A 23,660-nucleotide genomic window follows, 5' to 3' on the forward strand; every position below is an offset into this window, starting at 1 on the left:
CATTGGGCTCGTAAATTACGTATTATAATTCCAAAGTAAAACCAACATTGATTTGGCGGAATGGACCAGGTTGGATCCCAGTTGGTAACCTTCCCGAGACATATTGTTTGTCTTGGATGTTTTTTGCATTGATGAACACTGACCATTTGTCAGGTGAACGGTAACCCAAACTAGTATTCCATAATTCTACTTTTGGAATGATCCCTTTGTTTCCATCTTCCGATTCATCTTTTGTGTTTAGTAAATCTGAATATTGTTTTCCAATGTATTGGTATTCTAGACGACCATAATACCCTTGAGGTGACGATATCGAAATTGCTGTTGTAATTGTTTCTTTTGGAACATACGGTAAATAATTTCCTGTTGTATCACTTGAAATGAATTGGTAATTATTGACTGTATAAGCTGGTACAATCTCTATCAATTCACGGCCATCACTAGTTTGGGATACTGGGAAAGGATTAAAACTTCTTGATTTGGCTTCAATGCGAGAGTAAATCAACTCAATGGGAATTCTCCATTCTGATTTTTGCATTTTTGCTGGATCCCAAACGACAACTGCTTCACCACCAGTATGTGTAGAGTAACCTGTGTTAGTTGGCCTGATTCCGTTTTCACCACCAACTTCGTTCACGTTGATGATTTGATCACGAAAATACATTTTATAACCAACTAGTTCTGTATAAAGATAAGAAGTTAGATCACCTCTTATACCTGATTCGTAATTTGTAGAAGTTTCTGGTTTGAGTCGATAGTCATTACCTTGTGGGCTAAAAGAAGTTCCAAAGGTAGGAGGAGAAAATCCTTTATGAGCTCCTGAAAACCAAATGAATTTTTTTGTGATATCATAAGTGATTCCAATTCCAGGAAGGATGATATGAGTTCTGGATTCACTAGAACTCCTTCTATTGACAGAAACATCATTAGGTAAAACAGCACCTAATCTGTAATCTTCTTGTGTTGCTTGCCTTCTTGTTGTAATTGCTTTTTGTCTCACTTCTTCATATCGAATCCCTGGAATCAATTTCCAATTTTCAGACAATTGAATTCTGTCTTGGAAATAAGAGGCAAAGGCTTCAATTTTTCTTTCTTGTCGGTTAAGGTTAAAATTCGGTAATGAAGGTTGTAATAGATTATTCGTGAGGGATTCGTCTTGAAGACTTGCTTTGGTTAGATACCCTAATGGATCGTCTGTTTTTTTTACATTTGTTTGTGTGAGATTATTTTCACCATGGAATCTGACTCCGAGATCTGTTTCGTGTTTTAAACCAAATGTATTAAATTTGGATTCAAGTTTTGTTTCTACTCCGCCAACTAAGAAAGATTGGTCCCTGCTTGTATATGTTTCACGCATATAGATACTGTCACCAGGTCGATTTCCAATGATTCCAGGAGAGTAGGTTCTGAGAGTATCTATTGGCGGATTTAAATAATCTCCTTCATCGGATTTTCCAGATAAAAAGTCTTGTCTTGCCCAATTTCTTTCCGCTTGGGAAACATATCCTCGAATAATGATAGCATGTTCATCAGTTAATTTCCAGTTATGTGAAATTATGGTTTGGCTACGATTTAATTGTTTTTCATCATATTTAGCTGGATTGATTCTTGGGTCTTTCCAAAATAAACCTTGCGACAAACCTAAGTAAGTCGACTGCGCATTTTGCATATGATAACCTAATTTGATTGTTGTGCTATGGTTCTCATTCCAATCTTGAATCCATTTAACGTTTCCTTCGGTTACATCAAAATTTTGATAATTACGAAATCCATTTCCTTGTTTTCTTAAGAGAGAAACTTCAAAAGCACTTGATCCAAAACTTTTACCATATGAATTATATGTGGAAAGATAACCATTTTCACCACCTACGTTTTTTGTATAAAAAGTCGATTCAACTGGCGGACGTTTGGTGACAAAATTTACAATTCCACCAATTGTATTGGGTCCAAATAAAATGGAACCAGATCCTTTAATCACTTCAATTCTTTCCATTCTTTCAATTGATGGAGAGTAATAACTTTCTGGTTGCCCATAAGGAGAGAGAGATGTGAGAATACCATCTTCAAGAATTAGTGTTTTTCTTGATTCTTCATTACTTACCCCTCGAAATCCGATATTAGGCGTGAGTCCTGCTGCGTCTTGGAACCTAACGCTTGCTCCAGGAGCCCTCCTTAATGCTTCCATTGGATCAGTTGGTGATGCTTCTTGTAGATATTTATTATCGAGGATATAAGCAGAACCTGGGATTTTTTTTAGGTCTTCTTTTTTGTTACCAATGACATGGATTCCTTCGTTCTTTTGAGAAGTTGGTTCTTTCTCTTCTGTCCCAGATTGTGCGTAATTTTTTTGACTCAGTAAGAAAAAGAGAACAAGAAGTAAGAGGAAGTGAAATCGGAAAGTATTCATCGAATGAGTCCTTTTAATGGTAAAAAATTAATTTCAATTTTAGTTAAATCTAGATCGGGTGAGAATAAGGGCCTTGCTTGTTTACCGTTCAATGATACATGAGATTGAACATACACTGGTAGACCACTTTGGCCTGTTTCGATTGCGGCTTTCGATTGGATGTGTTTGGCGTATTGAATGAGATGTTCAGGTTGAATCACCATCATTCTGTATTGGTATTCTGTAAGTTCGTTCCTTGGATCAATGGATTTGCCTTGGACAAAAAAGAGGGCTTCACCCACTTTATCGGCTACCATCACTTGCCATGAAAATTTAATCCCTTCTTCTGTCCAAATCACCTGACCAGGATAAATTAAGTGGCGAAAAGGAATTAGAATTTGAAATAGAAGGAAAACAATGAGAATCCATTCGATTGGGAACAAACGACTGTTTGATGGCATTTCATTCTCATCGTCTTCCAATTGAATCTTATGATCATTCTGTTTAAGAAATCGATTCCATACTTGTTTTGGCCAGTTTGGAGGAAAAAATACTAAAGAAGATAAACTCATCACAATTGGAAAAACACCAATCGGAAATAAAAACGACGTAAATGAATGAAAGAGAAGGACAAGACTCCATGCATACAATCGAAAGCGGCGGATACTTAGTAAAAAAGGTATCGATAGATCAAATAGGATCCCAATCCATGAGAAAACATAAGCGGTAACTGGTAATCCAAGAATTGGATCGAGCCAAGGAAGTTTCCCTTCGGATTGGTATAACCATAATTTTAAAGGTAATGCTTCCCACATCCAATCGGGTTGTAATTTGGCAAGTCCACCAAAAAAATAAACCAATCCAATTTGCAAACGAAATGCAACAATCCATAGTTTTGCGATTGGAATGGGAGTATGGATCCAATTTTGAATTCCTATGAGCGGTGTATCATATTTTGAGATTGGAGATAACCAAAGTAAAAAACCTAAAATCGAAATCAGATAATAATGATTTAGGTAAATGGTTGCATCTATAAAATGAAACCAAGTGAATCCGATTGTAAAAATCAATAAATTAATTCTTACAAAATAACCAAGTAAAATGCCAATGGAAGTTAAAAGTAAAATGAAAAAGAGAAGGTATGTAAAAGTTGATGGTATATTTGGAATCCATTCCAGGCCAAAATGTTTGAAGAAAAAAGTAGGTTGGACGAGGTAGGTATGGATCCATCCAAAATAAAAGTATCGAATGACGACGATCGTCGTTGTAAGCCCATAACCAAATCTTAGAAACTGTAATGATAAAGAGGAGACGGGGTGATTAAAATTTTTAATCACCGTCATTGGTACTCGCTCCAATGGTCCCACCAAGAGAACTAATTAATTCTGTGCTGATCATCACTCTGAGTTCTTTGAATTCATCTAACATTAACTCTACATCCTGATTCCCGTTTGTAATAGCATTTTGTAAAGTTCCATACTTTGTTTTAAGATTATTAACGGATGTAGTTGTTGCTTTAATTTGTTCTTGTAGCCTTGGGACTATGGATTCGTTTCTGAGAGATAAAAATCGATAGAGTCCTACGTCTCCTAAATCAGAAATTCCTTGTAAATTTTGGATGAGTGAGTCTAAGGATAAATTTGCATAGGGAGTTTCCACTTTTGTAATATCTTTTACGCCTAAATTGGTTGCACGTAAGCCAGAAGGTTCGGCAATTTTAATATCGATCATTGTATTACAGAAAAAAACCAATTGGTTTGTAATTTCAGTTAAACCGTCTTTTGTATTTGGGTAATCAACACTTCCTTTCCCAGCTGTTGTGAAGGAATTATAAAACGAAGATGATCTGGATTTATCCCAATAGTATAGTAACAATCCTGATTGTGTTTTAATGTCTTGAATGAGTTTGGTTAAGTATGTTTTTCGATTAGTATCTGCAAATGCTGTATTGGTAGTTGTAACATTGTCTTTGAAAAGTAGATATTCAACTGCATCCATACCATCAACTCTTAATCCAGTTGGTGCTAAATTAGAAGTGATTTTTGATTCAATGGAAGTTGGATCAATGGGATAGGATCTAGTAAAACTATCTAAATATAAATACACATTATAAGGAATTGATGCGGGACCAAAATAGGCCCATTCAATTTGCCGATAGGCTAAATCTGCATCAATCCAAGCATTTCTTACATTTGTAAGGTTTGTAACATCAGATGTTGTTACATATGCATTGGCAGCAGTCTGCAAGGCGCTTATTTTGTTGTTTAAATTGGTATATTTAGGAAGGATTAGATTATTAGAAATATCCAGCAGTAAACTGGAAGTTGAATAGTTTCGAAAGTAAGTATCAACAAGTCCTAATATTTGGGCATTATCAGAGGATTGGCCAGGTTTTGTTCCACAATTGACCAGTAGTATGTAGAAACTATAGAAGATAATTTTTGATCGAATGCTGTTTGTTTTCATAATGATTTTAGAAATGAAATTAATTTGGTTCTTTGGTCTTTGGTTAATGACTTAAAGCTATTTTTGGATTGTTCTGCTTCGCCACCATGCCAAAGAATCGCTTCCTGGATTCCTCTTGCCCTGCCGTCATGTAATAGAAGTTCATGACCATTGACTCTTTCGATCAGACCCAATCCCCATAATGGTGTTGTCCTCCATTCATTCCCACTCGCTTTAAAATCAGGTCGGAAATCACTTAGCCCATCTCCCATATCATGGATGAGTAAATCTGTATAAGGCCTAATCTCTTGGTTTGCTACTTCAGGAATAGGATGATCTCCTGTTTTGATTCTAGGGATATGACAAGATGCACATCCTATTTGAATGAAAATTTCTTTTCCTTTTCTAACATCTTCAGTTTTCCATCCCCTTCGGCCAGGAACACTGACTAAACTTGTATAGAATGTAACTCTCGCTAGACGATCATTTGAAATTTCAGGATTTGTTCCGTTTCCAGTGGGACTGGAGGAGCATAAGTTTTGCCCTGTTGCGCAATTTTCTGTAGGAAAAATGGATGTTGTGAGACCAATGTCTCCAAGAAAGGCACTCGCATTTTGGTGGTTTAAGTTTGGTTGGTTTGCTTTCCAACCAAATCTACCTAAGAACGTTTTAGCTTGTGCGGTGTCCCAAACAATATTAGGTCTACCTGAAATCCCATCTCCATTTGTATCGAATTCATCAGCAAACGATCGTATGGTGGCTTCTGGGATTGCTTCCAGTAAGCCGAGTCCTGGCATCATAGGTGATGTTCTTGGTGAGATCAGATAGGATCCAGAAGCATTGTTTGTTGGGTGGTAAGGTTGGCCAGGGTTTGCTACGTTGATTTGAGTGGCTCCACCTCCCACATTCCATGTGATTGCATAACTTGGTTTTCTTAATGAATAGGACTCTCCATCGGGAAAGGTTCCTGGTTCCTCTGTATACGTAATGGTAACAATTCCTTCTTTTGGAATTTGAGTCCCAGTTCCATATTCGATAATCCCTTCTGTGTTCAATTGTGTCCCGAAATTTGTCATCGCAACAGGTCCCCCTGTTGTTGGGTTGTTTCCTGGAATACTCAAACGAATCAACATGGAGGATAAACTTGTTCCGTCTGCGGGAGGGCGTCCACGTCCATCCTTTACATGGCAACTTTGGCAAGACCTGTTATTAAAAACTGGGCCAAGTCCAGTAACTGAAGAGTTACCTGCCGGTAACCATGTTCGGTTAAAGTTAGCATTTCCATCTTGGAAATCAATAGACCTTCTGGAATCTAAAACATTGGCAGCTTCAAGATCAAAGGCAGATTCTGTTGAATCGAATGTTGTGGTTTCTCCACCACTGTATTGTTCGCAAGGGTCGTTCAGTGAGTCTCCCGCAGAACAGGAAGTAGCAGATAAAAGTGCCACAAGTAACAAAGAATTTTTCTCGTCATCATTTGGATTGGTTTTGCAATTCACAATGGCAAATGATATTAGAACAAGGATAAGGTGGATGTATTTCATTTTGATTCTATTTTTATTCTACTACAAGACCATCGTTTCCAATAGAAACTCCGAAACTTGCTGCAGTTCTTTGCATTGACTTTGCGATTTCTTGTACAGCTGGTTGGATTTGATAACGAAAGAGTTGGTAGTCTGCATTTTCAGTGGGAGAGCCAGAAACATTGACTGTTGCAATAATTCGATCAAAACGACTGGAAATAAGACTGCCACTGCAGGTTTGATTGAGGGAAGTATCTTCATTAAATTCATTCAAACAAAACTGTTCAGAAGTTGTGATTCTATCTTTGATATAATTTGTTTCTTTTCCTAAAAGGTTTTTTAGTCCATACCCAGTTATGGTTTTGGAACCTGAGTAGGTTCCGTTATAGATATTTTCTAAACCTTTGGCGTCATAATAAAAATCTGATTTTGTATTGTCGGAAAAACAAGACTGTTCTTCTTCTTGGTCTCCACCAAAAACGCCTGTCATTCTTTCTCCTCCCCATTCACCACCAGCAAACTTTGCAATCCCTCTTAGAATATTTTCAAAAGAAGTGGAACTCGACTTGAATTTTTGAACATAGGAACCTGAGATAGAAGGATCCCATGCATTTTTAAGGACTAGTAAATGTGATTCTAAAATTTCTGTAGCATACAATAAATAAGCGGAACGTTTTGCTTGTGCACTGCCAGATCCGTTCGCAGTGGTAAAGTTAGCTTGGGTGATGCTTGTACCTGGCGTTGTATTATTTGCTGTATCAACTCCCCATAGTATGTATTCAATTGCATGCCAACCAACGGAAATATTCTTTGCAGTATCTCCATCGGGACATGTTCCACTAGAACAATCACCCTGGTTCTTATCGATTAACCCTTGTTTTGATACAGTTCCTGTTAACACAACTGTATCAATGTATCCTTCATCTAAAGGCCATGAATTCATTAATGGTTCTAGTTCCACACCACTTGTGAGATTTGGGTTATCTACTGGACCTTGGCTAAAACGGAAGATTTCCGTTTGTATGTAGCTTATCCTTGCTTTTCTCCATAGAGTTCTGACTTCATTTAGGTCGGATAGAGTAGGTGATGCTTTTTGCGTGAAAGTGGTTACTTTTTCCCGCAGCAACACTACATCTGCATAAGCATCGCTATAGTTTTGGAAGGCAATTTGCGAATAGGTTTCTAAAAAAGCAGCTTGGTTTCCACCCGCACTAACAAGCGCTAAGGAAGCGAGTAGGGAAGTGTCGTTATTTTCCTGTTTGGTGCATCCCATGGTGGATATCCCAAGTGTTAGTACCATTGTAAAAATTCGCTTGCAGAACATGGTAGGCGTCTCTCCTCATGCGAATGAGATTTAATCTCATTGTCAATTAAACAAGGTTCTCTTCCTGTCTTCTCTGCGTAAAGGAAAAATCGGGATCAATTGTAGTGGGATTTGTTATGAACTTAGTTCAAAAAATTGCAATGGTTCGGAAATAAATTATTTGACACTCGTTCAAAAAGACACCAAAATGTCTCAATTGTTCAAAGTATGTTGAAAATGTTCCGATTGGGAGGAAATATGAAGACAAATAAAGCATTCAGTTTGGTGCTCGCTTTGTTTCTAGCAGGTTCAGTATCTGCACAAACACAAGGTGAAATGTTCCAAAGAGTTGGGGTCGTAGGAGATTCCCTGAGCCAAGGTTTCTTTGGTGTCACCGTAGAGAAAAAAACGCAAGACTGGGCATACCCCGTTCTGGTTTCAAAACAAGCAGGAGCTTCTGTTTCCTATAATGTTTTGAAAGGTCCTTTTGTAAATTTAGAAGATGTACTCAAGTGGGATTGTGGGATTTTTTGTATTGCTGAGAGTATCATTGGTGGAAACGCATCCACTGTTTCTTTACCAACACATGCTGGTATCACAGGTGCTGAGTATACAACGCTCTTAAAAACATCTGGTAAATGTGAAGATATCACGGCCACCAAACAAGAAAAAGAGTGGTATTGGGCAACTTGGTATTGGTACACCTATCGTTGGGTGACAGTGGCTGATTGTAAAGAACCAGACAAGTTTCACCAGTTTGGTTTACGAGATGCAGGAACTCAAGCGCAAGTAATGGAGAAAGTAAAACCAACTTTCTTGTTTGGTTCTGCTGGAGCAAACCATGTACTTTGTACTGCACTTCATACTTCTATCGATTGTTTAGACGAAACTCGTTTCAAAAGAGACATTCGTGAATTTTTCAGAAGAATGGCCGCTATGGGAAGTTTAAAAGGTGGAGTTTTATTTACTGTTCCAAACGTAACAGCAATTGCTTTCCTTGAACCTTACAAAGATCCAAATGGCAGAGCAAATTACTCAGGACTCAAAGCATTTTTTAGAAACTCTGTATCAGATCCTAACCAAGTTTTAGATGCGACTGAAATTGGAACTATTTCCAACTTCTTAAATATGTTGAACAATGAAATCAAAGCACAGGCTGCTACTATGCGTTTTGCAGTTGCTGACTTACGTGTGATTTTTGATGACCTAAAAGAAAATGGAAGACCTATTCGTAGTGCTTCAGGTTGGTCACCAGGAAATGCACGTGCAAATTGGCCACTTCCTAACCAACCAGGTGTTTTTGGTTTAGATGGTGTTCACCCAAATATGTATGGGCACTCACTTTTTGCCAACGAGTTAATCAAAGCTATTAACACTCGTTATGGATATTCAATTCCGCAAGTTAGTGAATACACTGCTTGGTACTATGATACTTTGAATCGAAATCCAGTTGATTTGAAAAAATTCTTAACTGAGAATATTTTTGGTCAGGCAATTTCTTGGGTAGTATCTATCTTTACGTAAGGTGTTAGCGATGAGTAAACGGTTTATAGGAATTCTTTCGGTTTGTGGTTTTTTCTTAGCCTTGTTTGTTTTTTCCATTTGGAAGTTCACTTCTGATAAAACGAAACAAGATACAGTTGTGTCAAATTCCGATTTTGGCAGTTCCGAAAAACACGCAAATTCGTTGTTTGATGATCCAGAATTTGCGGATGCTCCCAATCCAGAAGAATTGGAATTGGCGCAGGCTGAAGTACTTTGGCCGTTTGCTCTCGAAAAAAAACCAAATCGTAAGGAAGAGATTAAGGAGGAGTGGAGAGATTTTGCGGCGAAATACCCAAATAATTTTTACATTCCTCGTGAAATTCGTGCTCCTCTCACTGAAAAACAAGAGAAAGAACAACTCGATATGTTGGATTCTTTTACCGCAATGGATGCGAGTTTTTCTGCGAGCCAATCGAAGGAAAAATGGTCAGACAAACCTTCGAGTGAAGAGCCGAATGCAGGAGAACGTCCTTCTCCTAAAACGCAAAAAGCTTACTTTGATTTTAAAATCAATGAGTTAGAATCACGGATCCAAATGGTTGAATATTGGCTCGAAAACAAAAAACCTGATAACGAAGTCAAAGGTTCAGCAGAGAAAGATTTACAAACCTGGCGAAAAGAACTAGCGACATTAAAAGAAGTAAGGAACCAAGTTCCTAATAGTTAAACATTCAATTCATTCCAAAGAATAAAGCTTCCTAGTATTAGGAAGCTTTTTGTTTTACAATCCTCGCCAAATATAAAACGATAGATACATCCATGCAACTTTTAGATAAATCATTCCTTTTCCTTTTCGTATGTAGCCTTAGCCTAAATTGTTTTGGTGGCCCGAACGAACCTGAAACTCAGGAGGTACTACCTGTGGAAGAAGAGATTCCGACTGAAATGCTCATCAAAACATTGGAAACTGGTTCTAATTTTGACCGAGGCCAAGCTGCGATCCAACTGGGAAGCCGTGGGATCACAAAAGCAATTCCAAGTCTTCGAAAGATGTTAAATGAAAAAGATCCTGGCTTAAGGGCTGGCGCAGCGATTGCATTGGGAGAATTAAAGGACAAAGTTTCTTCCTCTACCATTGCCAATTTGATGTGGTCTGATACAGAAAATCCTAAAGATGTTTACTTGGATGCATTAACTCGTATGAAAGAACCTTCTGTCGTAAACCGCATTTATCCATTATTAGATGATGATAATGCAACTCTACGATTACAAACTGTGGATGCACTGGTGCAGATTGGAAATCGATCCGTAGGTTCCCAAATTTTGGCCTTGGCTTTAAAAAACAAAAACAGAGAAAAAGACAAAACCTTTGCCATGGCTCTCGGGAAATTAAATGTAACTTCTGCTGAATCGTATTTACTCAATCTAACAAAAATCCAAGATGAAACTCCAACACTCGCTGCATCCTATTTAGCTCTCGGAAGGATTAAATCAAAAAATGCCAGTGAAGTCCTCATAAGAGCACTTACCATACCTTATGATAAAGGAAAAGAAAATGCTTCCATGGCCCTCATTGAAATTGCTAATCCAACTGTTGTTCCTAAGGTATTTGCAGTTTTAAAATCTGATAATTTAGAATCAAAAATGTACGCAACAGATGTCTTATGTGCAATTCCTTCGAAAGAAGCAGCAAAACTCGCCTTTGGAATCTTAACTTCTGACGAAACGAAAAACTGGGGTTATGCGGCAAAAATCATTGGCCGTCAAAAGTACAAAGAAGGAAAAAATCGAATCGAAGAATTACTCCTAAAACCATCAACTCCTGAGAGGGATCATTTTGCAGAAGCACTTGGATGGATTGGTGATCCAAGTTCCATTCCTATCCTTCGCAAAGTTTTACTTTCTGGTGAAAAAGAGGGACCCTATGGTTCTGCTTGGGCCCTCGGTGTTATGGGAGCAAAAGAAGCCGTACCAGATCTCATCAAAGCCTTAGACCAAGGGGATGCCAAACTGATGGGATATGCATTGGAAGCACTCGGATCCATTGCAGATCCAAGTTCTTTACCAAAACTAAAAGTACTATTATCAGATCGTCCTAAAATGGCTCCTCAAATCCTATCAACCGTTGCCCTAATTCCAACAGAAGAGGCAAGGTATCTCATCGAAGAAGCCACTCGTTCTAAGGATGCAGAAGTATACAGACCTGCGATGGAAGAAATTGCCAAACGAAAAGACAAAAAATCCATTCCACTCCTGATTTTATTTGTAAATGGGGATAATGCTGAAAAACGCAAATTAAGTTATTATGCGCTAACAGCCATTACGGGTCAAAAATTTAGAACCGCTAAAGAGTGGAATCTTTGGGTGAAGGCAAATCCTTAATCGGGATTTGTTTTTCCATAAAACGTTTCATCGATGAGGGGTTCCGAAGTCCCAGTTGGTGAAATGGGGAGGTCTTCGTGTATTGTCTGATTGACATAAATGCAACATTGTTGCGGGTTTTAACGTTTCCTCCATGAACATTCGAGTGAGGTGCAGAATCTTAGAGAGTCGTAATTTTTACATACAGTAAAAAAATAAAGTGACCGAAAGGGTAAGCCTGGTTTCCTTAAGTTGACAGATTAATTCATGAAAGATTATTTTTTTTCCGTTTTTAAGACCAATCCCCTAGAAATGAAGGGCCTCAATGGAATCCGTGGGATTGCATTTTTTATGGTGATTTACACTCATATGTTCAGACCTTACAAACATTTTGGATTTTATGAACCAAATGTTTGGATGGAAAATTTTTTAAATAACGGCTCCTTGTGTATGGATGCCTTTTTTGTTTTAAGCGGATATTTGATAGGTGGCCAATTATTAAAAGAAAAAATCAAAACAAATTCAATTAATTATGGGAATTTCATCACAAAACGTGTGTTAAGGATTTTTCCTCCTTATTATATATTTTTAACATTCCAATTTATAGTAATCTACAACTTATCAAAAATTGCAACTGATGAGCTGATTAAGACTGAATCACTACATTTAGTGAAGAGAGTGGTTTGGGATTATACTTATCTGAGTGATTATTTCGCAGGCATTATGGTTCATGGCTGGTCACTTAGTGTGGAAGAAAAATTTTATATTTTATTGCCAGTCTTACTTTTTTTCATTCTAAAGTTGAAACAAAAAAAACAGGTTTTGTATTCCCTATCTATATTGGTAGTATTACCTACTATTATACGGTTGATTCAATTTTTACAAATCAATCCTGATGAATTGAATTTTTGGAAATATACCGTTACATTTTATTATCCATTTCATTCGAGAATGGACGGACTGTTTCTCGGTGTGTTATTGGCAGCAATTCAAAATTATTTTCCAGAAAAAATTGATCAGTTTTTGAAAAATCGTAATTCCTTCTATTTTGTTCTTTTGTCTTTGGTAACTTTGTTTTCCATTATGATTTTCACATCTGAAGACAGACCAGATCTGTTTACATGTGTTTTCCGTTTTCTAATTGCTTCCATCGCTTGGTCAATTATCTTAATTAAAACATTAGATGAAAACAGTGTGACTTATAAAGTATTGTCAGTGCCAATTTTTTCTCCAGTCGCTAAATTATCGTATTGTGGTTATATTATACATTTGTTGTGTTTGGGGTTTTTATCGAAAAAATTCATTGGTTATAATAAAATTCATTATTATGAGATTTTGATTTGGACAATTCCAATTGGAGTCATTATCCTCGGTTATGCTTATTTGTATTACCTAATGACTGAAAAACCCTTTCTTGCTTTGCGAAATCGATTATTAAATAATAAATTAAAGAATTAAGTATCAACTGAACTCTTAATTTTTGTTACCCCTATCAATCTGATAGGGTAAAAAATACGAGAAAAATACCATGGACGAATACAAATTAAAATCAGCCAAAACCATCAATACCATACGTTTTATTTTATTTGGAATTTATGTATTGGGCATTTTGGGAAGTTTAGGTTCTCTTCGGACTGACCAATTGGTTGTGATGGTCATTGCAACTGCCTTCTATGGGATTTTTGCTTTTACACAATTGTATTTATTTCGGAGTCATCGAAATCCATACCCTTTTTTGTTTGTGATAGGAGATGCAGTTCTTGTGGGAATCTCCACATTAGGCCAGTCACTTATCACTTTAGATTTATCAGCAGCTGCTCTTAAACTGGGAGTGAATTATACAATTTGTTTTTTTGTGATCTTGTATTCCGGGTTTTTATTTTCTTCCATACAAACCATCATCGTAGGTGTACTTCTTATTTTTATCCATATTGGTTCATTGGTATTTTCATACCAAATGGGGGTAAGTTTTGTAGATAGAAACGATGTCCATCATTTGCCTTATTCCTTATCTTTACCAATTGAGATTGTCAAAATTATTTTTTTAATCTTAGCAACCTACTTTATGAGTAAGATGGTAGGACTACTTATATCTATCCGAGATGAAGCAATGGTTGGCAAAAAAGAAGCTGATGCCCATGCAAAAGTTGTATCGGAACAAAAAGAAGCAATGGTCGAAACTGGTGAAAACTTAAACCAATCTGTTGCTGCTTTAAAAGTTTTTACTGATGATTTGAATGGTCTTGTTCAAAACCAAGCCGCATCGATAGAAGAAATATCAGCATCCCTCACCGAAATTGCACAATCAACAGAAAATTCATTTTCCTTTGTCAAAGACCAATACCAAAGGATTGAATCCTTAAATGAAGAAAGTAAAACTTTAGAAGGTATTGTTACTTCGGTTCGTTCCGAAATTGAATTGATCTCTGGTTTAATCAAAGAGTCTTCAAAATTCAGTAATATGGTAACACTTTCCATGGAAAATCTAAACAACGTACTCTCCGAAGTCAGTGATAGTTTTCAAAAAGTGGAAGATGTCAACCAAATCATGAAAGAAATTGCAGATCAGACCAACTTGCTTGCGTTAAATGCTTCAATTGAAGCTGCAAGGGCTGGAGAACATGGAAGGGGATTTGCTGTAGTCGCACAAGAGGTAGCCAAACTAGCGGATAATTCTGCAACAAATGCGAGTATCATTTCCAAAACCATTTTGAAATCAAAGTCAGATTTGATGAAAGGGAATTTATCTGCGAAAGAAGCAAATTCTCTAGCCAATAACCAAGAAAAAGAGATGTTAAATATCCAATCTAAGGTCATAAGTTTTAATACAAAAATCATCGAATTACAAAAATTAAATGCAAGGGTAGTGGATTCTCAAAAAGAATTAAAAGATATTTCTTCGCAACTGGAAACCATTGCCAAAGAACAATCCATAGGTAACCAAGAAGTGATGCGTGCCGCCCAAAACATTGAAGATGCAGTCCAAGTAGTGGCTGAGAATACTAGGGTCCTTGCAGAACACATTGAAGACATCCAAGTCCTTGCCAATCGCATCAAATGATCCTTGTTTAACACCATTAACTTAACGGATTGGACATTCGTTCAGGAATCCACCAGGGAAAATCATTTGTAATTCTTTTCACGATATTGAAAGGTGAGTGAAAGTCCTTGTTAGGAGCCAATAAATTGTATGATATCTAATAACTATTTTAATGATAATGATGACCTAATTGATCATTTTGATTCTCTCACACCTTGGAATGCGGTCATTGACCAATATGAACAAGGGTTCGAAGATTTTGCAGAATTCCAAAAATCAGGAAAAGAGGAACTTACCTTTGCTCCTGGAAATTACGAAGATGCAATCGAATTTTACAGATCCACACTCGAAGCTGGTGGGGACATTGCTGGAAATGACATCTCCCAAATCGCCAAACAAATGGATGAAGAGGGACTCAAATACAAAGATGGCCAAGTTGGTTTCCCAAAACCAATGTTAGACGTAGTAGAAAAAATTAAATCTGCTGGTTTATTGCCGTATGGAATCCATAGACACTACGGTGGACTTGGATTACCTTCTGTCGTTCAATCTATGTTATCTGAGTGTGTCTCACGTGGTGACGGATCCCTTGCAATCACACTTGGTTGTATGAACCTTGCGGAAACTGTGGAACGATTTGGAACAGATGAAATGATCCATGAGTATGTTCCAAAAATGGCTTCTGGTGAACTTTGTGGTGCGATGGCACTTACAGAACCTAACTATGGTTCCGATCTCCCAAATTTACAAACAAAAGCAGTTAAGGGTGAGGATGGAGTTTGGAGAATCACTGGAACGAAACGATTTATCACCCATGCATGTGGATTTGGGAATGCACCTTCCATCATTTTAACCTTAGCACGAACTGGAACGACAACCAGTGGTGCAAGAGGACTTTCTTTTTTCTTAGTTCATTCAAAGGATGTGTTTGTTGCCTCCATTGAAAAGAAAATGGGTCTTCATTGTTCACCAACTTGTGAAGTTGTCTTTGAGAATGCGCCAGGTATCCTCATTGGTGAAGAAGGAAAGGGACTCGTTAAATATTCAATGGCAATGATGAACCAAGCACGGTTAAACATTGCAGCCCAAGCTATGGGAATCGCAACTGCTGCTTATTTTGAAGGAAAAAAATATGCAGAAGAACGTGTCCAATTTGGTAAAACCATCAGCAACATCACAGCTGTGAAAAAAATGTTAGAAAGAATGGAACGTGAAGTTGCTGCAATGCGTTGTATTTTATACGAAGCAAGTTTTGCAGTCGACCAATACCGTTGGAAAGAAGAACGAGGAAAAATGAAAGGCCTCACTGAAAAGGACATCAAAAAGGATGAAACCTTTAAAAAATGGGAAAAACTAGCCTCTCTCTTCACACCACTTTCCAAATACTACATCACGGAAATGGCAAACGTTGTTGCTTATGATGCCTTACAAATCCATGGCGGATCAGGTTATACAGAAGACTATGATGTGGCAAGGTTATATCGAGATGTTCGGATCACAAACATTTACGAAGGAACCACACAACTCCAAACAGTAGCTTGTATCGGTGGTATAGTATCTGGTATGACAGAAACTGGAATTTACCGTGAATACTTAAAATCGGAAATGTCTGGTTTTGTTTCTTCTTCTGAATTAAACGAACTCTTCAAACAATTTGAAACTGTTGTGGCAGAATATGCTGAAATTGATTCAACACCTCTTCGTGAGGAGTTAGCATTTGAAGTGGTAGAATCTGCTGCAAGATTCCATAACAGTTTGTTACTTGAAAGAAGTATTGGAAGATCCAAAGTTGAAAGACGAAATCATAGAAAGACACTGACTGAAAGTTATATATTAGACAGTGCAGCAATTTTGGCATCTAACCTAACTAAAATTCGTGGAAAGAAAAAAACTCCGGTCACTGCATAACCACAAACTGGATTCACCTCTACTTCCTTGTTACGCTTGTTTTGCGAAGGAAGTAGAAGATGGAATTTCTGCAAATGTTACAGACACACGAATCTCCTCTCCCTTTCCATGGAGGGGAGGTTTTTTCCCTCCCATTCTTGACGATCCAATCCCTGGTCACTTAGAAAAGATTTCCGATTTAGGAATCCCACATCTATTTGATATCCATACTCATTTTTTTCCAGAAACCATTATGAAATTAATTTGGCGTTGGTTTGATAATGCCAATTGGGCAATTGGATACCGCTTGCCAGAATTGGAAAGAGTCAAACGACTGCACCACAATGGTATCAAACAGTTTACAACTCTTAACTATGCTCATAAAAAGAATATGGCAAAATCGCTCAATGATTGGACCTATAACAATTATCAAAATTGGCAAGGTGCCATACCCTTTGGGACATTTTACCCTGAAGAAGGTGTGTACTCCTACGTGAAAGAAGCGGTAGAGGTATATGGTTTTTTAGGATTTAAACTCCACTGTGAAGTTTCCAAACTCAATTTAAACGATCCAGAACTCAGTGATTGTTTTGGTTATTTGGAAAAAAAAGAAATTCCAATCGTCATCCATACAGGTACCGCACCATTACCAGGCGAATTTACTGGGATTCAATTTTTTAAACCATTTATCCAAACCTATCCAAAAATACATGTAATAGTCGCTCATATGGGAGCTCATGAAATATCCGCCTATGCTTCGTTACTTGATGACTATCAAAATTTAGCCTTGGATACAACAATGGTCTTTGTGGATTTTTTAGCGACTGGCAAGGAAACTGATGTGGATGCGGCAATCCCTCTCCTAGAACGTTATAAGGATCAGATTTACTTTGGATCTGATTTTCCTAATATTCCTTATAATCTAAACCATCCCATTTCAAAAATTTGGGACCTCCCCATCTCCGACAAAGCCAAACAAAAAATCCTCTTCGAAAACGGAAAAAACCGATTTTTTAAATGAAACGTGGTTGCATTTGCAACAGCGTTGCAAATGATGTCTCCACAGAGGTAATTATGAATTTCTTAAAACCGATCCTGGTATTTGTGGTATTTGTCTCTCTGGGCAATTGTGCGGAACTTTTTCAATCTTCTAAAAAAGACAATAATAATGATGCGATCCTTGCGGCACTTCTTGCAAATAATGGATCCTGCGGTCAATCGGCACGTTCTGGCGCAGCGGGAAACGGAACGCGGTATAATTTTTTTGGTTGTTCTGGTGATGTTACAACAACCTTACTTGGTTTAGGGTTTACTGCCCAGAATGTGAGTTTTAATGGTGGGATTTCTGGAAGCAGTGATGCATCTACAATTGTAACACGTGCCAGCAGTTTATCTTCTTCTGGTGGGGAAAAAAAAGCGGGGATTGAAATTACATACGTGTTGAATTCAGGTTCGTCTACATTAAAAGCAATTTTACCTGGAGAAACCAATTTTAATGGACCTGGTTTTCTGATATCTGCTACTACCATTCAGAAATTAGTGGATAATGTATCTTCTGCGTTTAGCACTCCTGCCTCTTGGGGCACCTCTGTTGGGATTGAAAAAACTCTTTGTTTAGAAGTACATGAAGAAAATGGTGCACATATTTTTGGTTGGGAAGGATCTTGTGATTCTGTCAATCGAGGAACTTACCAATTTGAAGAGGACAGTGTGACTGTGAATATCAATGGTGATCGAGTTGGGCTTAAACTGAATCAGGTGATTGTCAAATCGATGACAATTTATTCGTCTGTCATTGGCACTTCTGGAATGATTCGATAGGTAATAATAGACATTACTGTGAAACTTGGATTCCATAAACATTTTTCTTTTCTTCGGCTGGTGGTTGTTATGCTACCAGTCTTTTTTGCATTTTGGTTGTATGCGGATACAAATGACTGGGAAAAAGAACTAGAAGAACCAGATACCAAAAAACAATCAAACTCACTTAAAACCAAATCGCCAAATCCAGAACCCAATGATTGGGAAGCAGAACTTGACAAAGATTTAAAAGACCAAGAAACAAGAAGTAAAAGTACAGAAGGAAGTCGTGGAGTCACATCCAACGTACAACAACCCAACCAAATTAATCGTTCCGCACAAAACTTGATGATGGATGTTTCAGCCGCGATTGACATTGTAGGTGCATGGGATCGTAATAAACCAAGAGGGACTGGGGAACGTATCGATAATAAAATGGATGTCCGTTCTGCTGAGTTTGGATTTACGGCGGCAGTTGACCAATGGATGCGTGCTAATTTTTTGGGAGCTGCTCACGGGGAAGATGGTAAGTATTATTTTGAAGTCCATGAAGCCAATGTTTTGTTCCCATTTTTACCTTTTAATACTTCACTCAAAGTAGGACAGATGTTCCTCGATATTGGAAGGTTGAATCGAATTCACCTTCATGACAGACCCTTCACGATGAATCCAATTGTACATGAAAAATTCATTGGTTTTGAGTCTGCTATGGATACGGGAGCAGAGTTTAGTATTTTATTACCATGGAAATGGATTACCCAGGAATTAGTGTTAGGTGCAACAAATGGAAGGAAGTGGGGGCACGCCCATACGGAAGGCCAACAGAAAAATAATCCAATGGGTTATGCCCACCTCAAACATTTTTATTATTTTGGAAATAACTGGGGAACCCAATTTGGATTTTCTGGAGTTCGGTATGAACCAACAACGGATAGAAAAAACCAAAGGTATTTGTATGGAATGGATGCAGTTTTAAGGTGGAATCGTTCCAATCTCAGGGAACTCATGATCATGTCCGAAGGTTGGTACCAACAAGAAATTTTCCCTGAACAAATGGATCCAAGTACCTTCCAAAAATCAAAAGCAGCATCCAGAGACCAGTGGGGTTACTACTTTTTTGTGGATTATAAATTCCACCAACTTTGGTCACTCGGATATCGGTATGATTATTTTACTGATAAATCACTTGTCGACAAAAATGGAAAACTAGCAGACAATGCTATAGAAGCACATTCGACTCAAATTACTTTTCATAGTTCAGAATTTGGAAGGATTCGTGGTTCGATCGAAAGGCGATACATCCAGGATTTTTCCAAACAAGAATTCCAGGAACAACGCGAGTGGAGATTTTATGTGCAAGCAGTCGCCATTTTAGGTTCTCATCCAGCACATAGTTATTAAGGAAATAGGAAATCATGCCTCAATTTGATTCTGCATTTTACCATCATCAAAATTTAAAGAATAAACATATTTTTCATTATCTGATACTCTTTAGCCTTTTGTTTTTTTCTTCACCTGTATTCGGAAAGGTATCACTCGTTGCCAGTATCTCGGATATCAAGTACATCGCCGAACAGGTTGCAGGTGATAGGGCCGATGTTTATGGAATGATCCGTGGAGTTGATGATCCACATTTTGTGATGACCCGTCCTGATTTTTTGGTCAAACTCAGTGAAGCTGATGTTTTATGCGTTGTGGGTCTCGATTTAGAAATTGGTTGGATCCCTTATCTCCAACAACAATCTCGCAATATGAAAATCCAAAAAGGCCAACCAGGGTATTGTGACACTTCTTTTGGGGTCAAAATCCTTGGGGAACCAACAGTGATGATGGATCGGTCCATGGGAGACATGCACATTTATGGGAACCCTCATTATTGGAATGACCCGATCAATGCCATCCAAATGGCACAAAACATCAAAAATGCCCTTACAAGAGTGGATCCACTCAATGGGGAGTACTATGAAACTAATTTTAATTCCTTTAAAAAACGTATCATCCAACTGACAAAAGAAGAGATGAAAAAAATGGAACCCTATTTTGGCTTAAAAGTTGCGGTGTTCCATGACCAATTTGTTTATTTGGCATCTCGGTTTAAATTTAATGCAAACCTTACTATCGAAGAACGTCCTGGAGTTCCACCTTCTGTTCGTTATATGGATCAGGTGATCGGATATATGATAGCAGAAAAGATAAAAATTATCTTGATCGGACCCTATCATAATCCAAAGTATGCTGAGTACGTATCGTCCAAGGTGCCAGGATCGGTTGTGGTCACTCTCCCCGTTTCTGTTGGTGCATTAGACACCACTAGTTATGAAGAGACCTTACGTTTGAGTTTACAAAAGATACGCGATGCAATCGACAAAACTAAATAGTCCAGAAGCTCACACCACTTTTATCCATGCAGACCACTTGTCTGTTGGGTACAGAAAAGAGTTTCCTGTTGTTTCAGACATCCACCTACACATTGAATCCGGGAAAACTTACGCTCTAGTCGGTGGAAATGGTGCAGGAAAAACAACATTGTTTCGAACACTCACTGACTTACTCCCACCACTTGCGGGAAACATCAGTTTTTCAAAATCAATTACCACTTCCTATGTTCCCCAAGCGAAAAAAATGGCAATGGATTTCCCTCTCAGAGTGGAGGATGTATTGCTTATGCCCAAAAATATTGGACTAAGTTTTTTACCTAAATCTAAATTTTCAGAAGAGGATAGAGAAATAATAGAACGAACCGGTGTTAGTTCCTATTTGAAAAAACAAATTTCATTGTGTAGTGGTGGGCAACTTCAAAAAGTTCTGATTTTACGATCCTTACTGACGAAAGCAAACTTGATATTTTTAGATGAACCAATGGATTCATTGGACCATAATGCAAGGGAACTCTTTCAGTCTGTTTTATCCGAATATCTAAAACTAGGAAATCGCTCTTTGTTTTTCATCACCCACAGCCTAGAACATGATTGGGGATTTGGGTTTGATGAGATTTTTGAAATCGATGAAGGGAAATTATTCAACATCACAAAAGGAGAAAGGCCTCCCAATTGCCACCATCATGACTAGTCTCCTTTCCAGTTGGAATTTATTTTTGCCTCAAATTTTAGTCGGTAGCCTTGTTGGAGCCTTATTATCTGTACTCGGTATTCTGATTGTATTAAGGGGTATGACATTTTTTGGTGTGACCCTTTCCCAAGCGGTTACGTTTTCAGTTGCCTTGTCTTTGTTTATGGAGTGGCCTGGTGAAATTTTTCCCATCCTATTCTCTTGTATCTTAGTGTTTCCTTTATTGTATGTGCGAAAACTTCCTGGTATGAAGGAAGAAGTGATCCTAGGTATCTTATTTGTTTTCTTTTCGGCAGCATCGCAGTTTATGTTAGCACTCGGCGGAAATGTTCAAAATCATTTGATGGCAGCGTTTTTTGGAGATATTTTAACCTCACAAGTCAGAGCAGATTCACTTGGTATCTATGTTGCCATTTTCTTTTTTATCTTGTATTTGAGTTTTTTTCGGAGGTTTTTGTTTATTAGTTTTGATCGAGACGAATACAAAATACAAGTAGGAAATCCGCTTCCATTTGATCTTTTGTTTTATATCATCCTTGCTGCTTCCCTAACTGTTGCAGTTAATTTACTTGGAACCTTTTACAGCATTGCTCACCTTTTACTCCCTGTGTTTGCTTTACTTCCCATCATTCGTTCGTTAAAAATTTTAACTGTTGTTTGTGTATTGTTTTCGATCACTTCGACTTGTTTGGGATTTATGGTATCTCTCATTGGATTGGAGAGGAATGGCGAAATGATTTATTTTCCCACTTCCTCCAGTATCATCCTTGTTCTTTGTTTTTTTGCATTTTTTATTCATATCAGTCGATATCTAATCACTTCCTTTTTTTCGCAAAAAAGCCGATAGGAAATCTGTGGAAACCATTCCTTGTAATACCTGTGGCAAAAGTTCTTTTACCCATTTGCATACGAAAAATAGCCCATTAGGCGAATCATTTTCGATTGTTAGTTGTGATGATTGTGGACTCGTACAAGTGAACCCACAGCCAAGTTTGATAGAAGTCAAAAAATACTATGATGATTCTTATTTTACCCAGAGGACGGAACGTGGGTATGATAATTATTATTCCAGTGACCTCAGAAAGGAAATTTCTCGTGTTTTCCAATTGAATCTACAAGATTTAGATTTTTTTCAATGGGAGAAAAATCGAATCAAGGAAAAGGAGTCTACCTTGACTAAACTTTCCTCACTGGATATAGGATGTGCTGCCGGGTACTTTGTCGCTTATATGAAGGAAAGAGGGTATGATGCCAAAGGAATTGAAATTGCAGATGGTCCTGTAAAGTATGCTAGGGAAACTCTTGGTCTTTCGATTTTCCAAGAAAATTTTTTAGAATGGGACCTTGGTTACCAAAATCAATTTGATGTCATCACTCTTTGGGCAACAATCGAACATTTACACAAACCCAAAGAAACCTTAGAAAAAATTATGAAACACTTGTTACCTGGTGGGATTTTGATTTTGTCCACTTGTCGGCATGGATTCCTTGCAAAATGGAATGGAATCCATTGGAGGTATTTGAATGTACCAGAACATCTTTATTATTATTCTTTTTCTGGTCTAAAACAATTACTCACTTCGCTTGGTTACATATCTCCCAAAGCGTTTACCTACGGAAGTGGGCTCACAAGTCGAAAAAATGCCAGTGTTTTCTTCCGAATGCGAAAGGCATTTTTTGATCGTTTTGTGAAATGGTTCCGAATGGGAGACATGATGGTCTTTCGTGTGACAAAAGACAAATCAAACAGAAAGTGATTTTAAAATATCCTCAACACAAAAGTTAACAACTTCCTCTAAATCGGCAGTTGCATCTACAAAAATTGTCGATTCAGGTAAAATTGCCAGATAGTTTTGGTAAATTCGGGTTTGTTCGGAACTTTCATCAAATACTTCTTGTTTTCCCCCACGAGTATTCCTTCTCTCTAGGGCTTCTTCTGGAGATAAATCTAAAAAATAAACATTGTTTGGTTCTGGGAAACCTTTGTCCTCATTCATGTACAAAATGTCCGCAGCATGTTCTTCGTCTCTACCTTGGTAAGCTGCAGTTGAAAAATAATACCTGTCTTGCACAATTGATTTACCATTCTTTAACGTTGGTAAGATGACGTCCTGTACTGATAGTTCTCTGTCTTGTAAAAATAGTTTTAATTGTTCTTCTTGGGTGAGTTTGATTTTCCCTTGGAGGAATTCTCTGATTTTCTGACCGAAAACACTATCGGTAGGTTCTCTGTGCCATACATTTGGGAACAATTTTTCATTTAGAATTTCAGAAACCCTCTTTGAAACTGTTGTTTTCCCTGAACCATCGATCCCTTCGAAGACAAAAAACTGCGACTTTACTGGCATATCTCCTCCATATTCA

General features: G+C 37.7%; 19 protein-coding genes. 13 read left to right on the forward strand and 6 right to left on the reverse strand.

The window, feature by feature from the left end; all coding sequences use genetic code 11:
- Window positions 1-22: 22 nt before the first annotated feature.
- From ND812_RS08715 to ND812_RS08735, 5 genes are read right to left on the reverse strand one after another with little or no spacing between them, the layout of a single operon-like run.
- Entirely contained in the window at window positions 23-2,404 is a 2,382-nt protein-coding gene (locus tag ND812_RS08715) for a TonB-dependent receptor family protein (RefSeq protein WP_265375138.1), read from the reverse strand.
- On the reverse strand, window positions 2,401-3,726 hold the full coding sequence (locus ND812_RS08720; protein ID WP_265375139.1) for an HTTM domain-containing protein: 1,326 nt from the start codon (window positions 3,724-3,726) through the stop codon (window positions 2,401-2,403). The genes ND812_RS08715 and ND812_RS08720 overlap by 4 nt, the downstream gene beginning before the upstream one ends.
- A complete protein-coding gene (locus ND812_RS08725; RefSeq protein ID WP_265375140.1) occupies window positions 3,713-4,849 on the reverse strand; it encodes an imelysin family protein in 1,137 nt (378 codons plus the stop codon). Before ND812_RS08725 ends, ND812_RS08720 begins: the two co-directional genes overlap by 14 nt.
- Window positions 4,846-6,372 carry a di-heme oxidoreductase family protein gene (locus ND812_RS08730; protein WP_265375141.1) on the reverse strand — a complete coding sequence of 509 codons (1,527 nt, stop codon included), beginning with the start codon at window positions 6,370-6,372 and terminating at the stop codon, window positions 4,846-4,848. Before ND812_RS08730 ends, ND812_RS08725 begins: the two co-directional genes overlap by 4 nt.
- A 13-nt stretch (window positions 6,373-6,385) precedes the next feature.
- Window positions 6,386-7,624: an imelysin family protein gene (locus ND812_RS08735; protein ID WP_265375142.1), complete on the reverse strand. Its 1,239-nt coding sequence runs from the start codon at window positions 7,622-7,624 to the stop codon at window positions 6,386-6,388.
- Window positions 7,625-7,882: 258 nt separating this feature from the next.
- Between ND812_RS08735 and ND812_RS08740 the strand changes: the two genes are divergently transcribed.
- From ND812_RS08740 to ND812_RS08800, 13 genes are all read left to right on the forward strand, one after another.
- Entirely contained in the window at window positions 7,883-9,178 is a 1,296-nt protein-coding gene (locus ND812_RS08740) for a hypothetical protein (protein ID WP_265375143.1), read from the forward strand.
- Window positions 9,179-9,188: 10 nt separating this feature from the next.
- The gene (locus ND812_RS08745) at window positions 9,189-9,866 is read left to right on the forward strand and encodes a hypothetical protein (protein ID WP_265375144.1); all 678 of its coding nucleotides are present in this window, start codon (window positions 9,189-9,191) and stop codon (window positions 9,864-9,866) included.
- A 92-nt stretch (window positions 9,867-9,958) separates the two neighbouring features.
- Complete coding sequence (locus ND812_RS08750; RefSeq protein ID WP_322113658.1) at window positions 9,959-11,521, forward strand: HEAT repeat domain-containing protein; 1,563 nt, start codon at window positions 9,959-9,961, stop codon at window positions 11,519-11,521.
- A 246-nt stretch (window positions 11,522-11,767) separates the two neighbouring features.
- The gene (locus ND812_RS08755; protein WP_265375146.1) at window positions 11,768-12,958 is read left to right on the forward strand and encodes an acyltransferase family protein; all 1,191 of its coding nucleotides are present in this window, start codon (window positions 11,768-11,770) and stop codon (window positions 12,956-12,958) included.
- A gap of 70 nt (window positions 12,959-13,028) precedes the next feature.
- On the forward strand, window positions 13,029-14,561 hold the full coding sequence (locus ND812_RS08760; protein ID WP_265375147.1) for a methyl-accepting chemotaxis protein: 1,533 nt from the start codon (window positions 13,029-13,031) through the stop codon (window positions 14,559-14,561).
- Between the two features lie 129 nt (window positions 14,562-14,690).
- Window positions 14,691-16,448 (forward strand): acyl-CoA dehydrogenase family protein, encoded by a 1,758-nt coding sequence (locus ND812_RS08765; RefSeq protein ID WP_135688009.1) that lies wholly within the window; start codon window positions 14,691-14,693, stop codon window positions 16,446-16,448.
- Between the two features lie 64 nt (window positions 16,449-16,512).
- Window positions 16,513-17,448: an amidohydrolase family protein gene (locus tag ND812_RS08770; RefSeq protein WP_265375933.1), complete on the forward strand. Its 936-nt coding sequence runs from the start codon at window positions 16,513-16,515 to the stop codon at window positions 17,446-17,448.
- 53 nt (window positions 17,449-17,501) lie between these two features.
- A complete protein-coding gene (locus ND812_RS08775) occupies window positions 17,502-18,248 on the forward strand; it encodes a hypothetical protein (RefSeq protein WP_265375148.1) in 747 nt (248 codons plus the stop codon).
- Between the two features lie 69 nt (window positions 18,249-18,317).
- Window positions 18,318-19,628, forward strand: a complete 1,311-nt coding sequence (locus tag ND812_RS08780) for a hypothetical protein (protein ID WP_265375149.1) — start codon at window positions 18,318-18,320, stop codon at window positions 19,626-19,628.
- A gap of 14 nt (window positions 19,629-19,642) precedes the next feature.
- Complete coding sequence (locus ND812_RS08785) at window positions 19,643-20,605, forward strand: metal ABC transporter substrate-binding protein (protein ID WP_265375150.1); 963 nt, start codon at window positions 19,643-19,645, stop codon at window positions 20,603-20,605.
- Entirely contained in the window at window positions 20,583-21,296 is a 714-nt protein-coding gene (locus tag ND812_RS08790) for a metal ABC transporter ATP-binding protein (RefSeq protein WP_265375151.1), read from the forward strand. Before ND812_RS08785 ends, ND812_RS08790 begins: the two co-directional genes overlap by 23 nt.
- Window positions 21,289-22,143, forward strand: a complete 855-nt coding sequence (locus ND812_RS08795) for a metal ABC transporter permease (protein WP_265375152.1) — start codon at window positions 21,289-21,291, stop codon at window positions 22,141-22,143. Before ND812_RS08790 ends, ND812_RS08795 begins: the two co-directional genes overlap by 8 nt.
- 7 nt (window positions 22,144-22,150) lie before the next feature.
- Window positions 22,151-23,053, forward strand: coding sequence for a class I SAM-dependent methyltransferase (locus ND812_RS08800; protein WP_265375153.1), 903 nt, complete (start codon window positions 22,151-22,153; stop codon window positions 23,051-23,053).
- Here the strand turns inward: ND812_RS08800 and tmk are convergent.
- Window positions 23,039-23,644, reverse strand: coding sequence for a dTMP kinase (tmk, locus tag ND812_RS08805; protein WP_265375154.1), 606 nt, complete (start codon window positions 23,642-23,644; stop codon window positions 23,039-23,041). The genes ND812_RS08800 and tmk overlap by 15 nt on opposite strands.
- Window positions 23,645-23,660 lie beyond the last annotated feature (16 nt).

Origin of the sequence: Leptospira limi (assembly GCF_026151395.1) — a bacterium.
GTDB classification, from domain to species: Bacteria; Spirochaetota; Leptospiria; order Leptospirales; family Leptospiraceae; genus Leptospira_A; species Leptospira_A limi.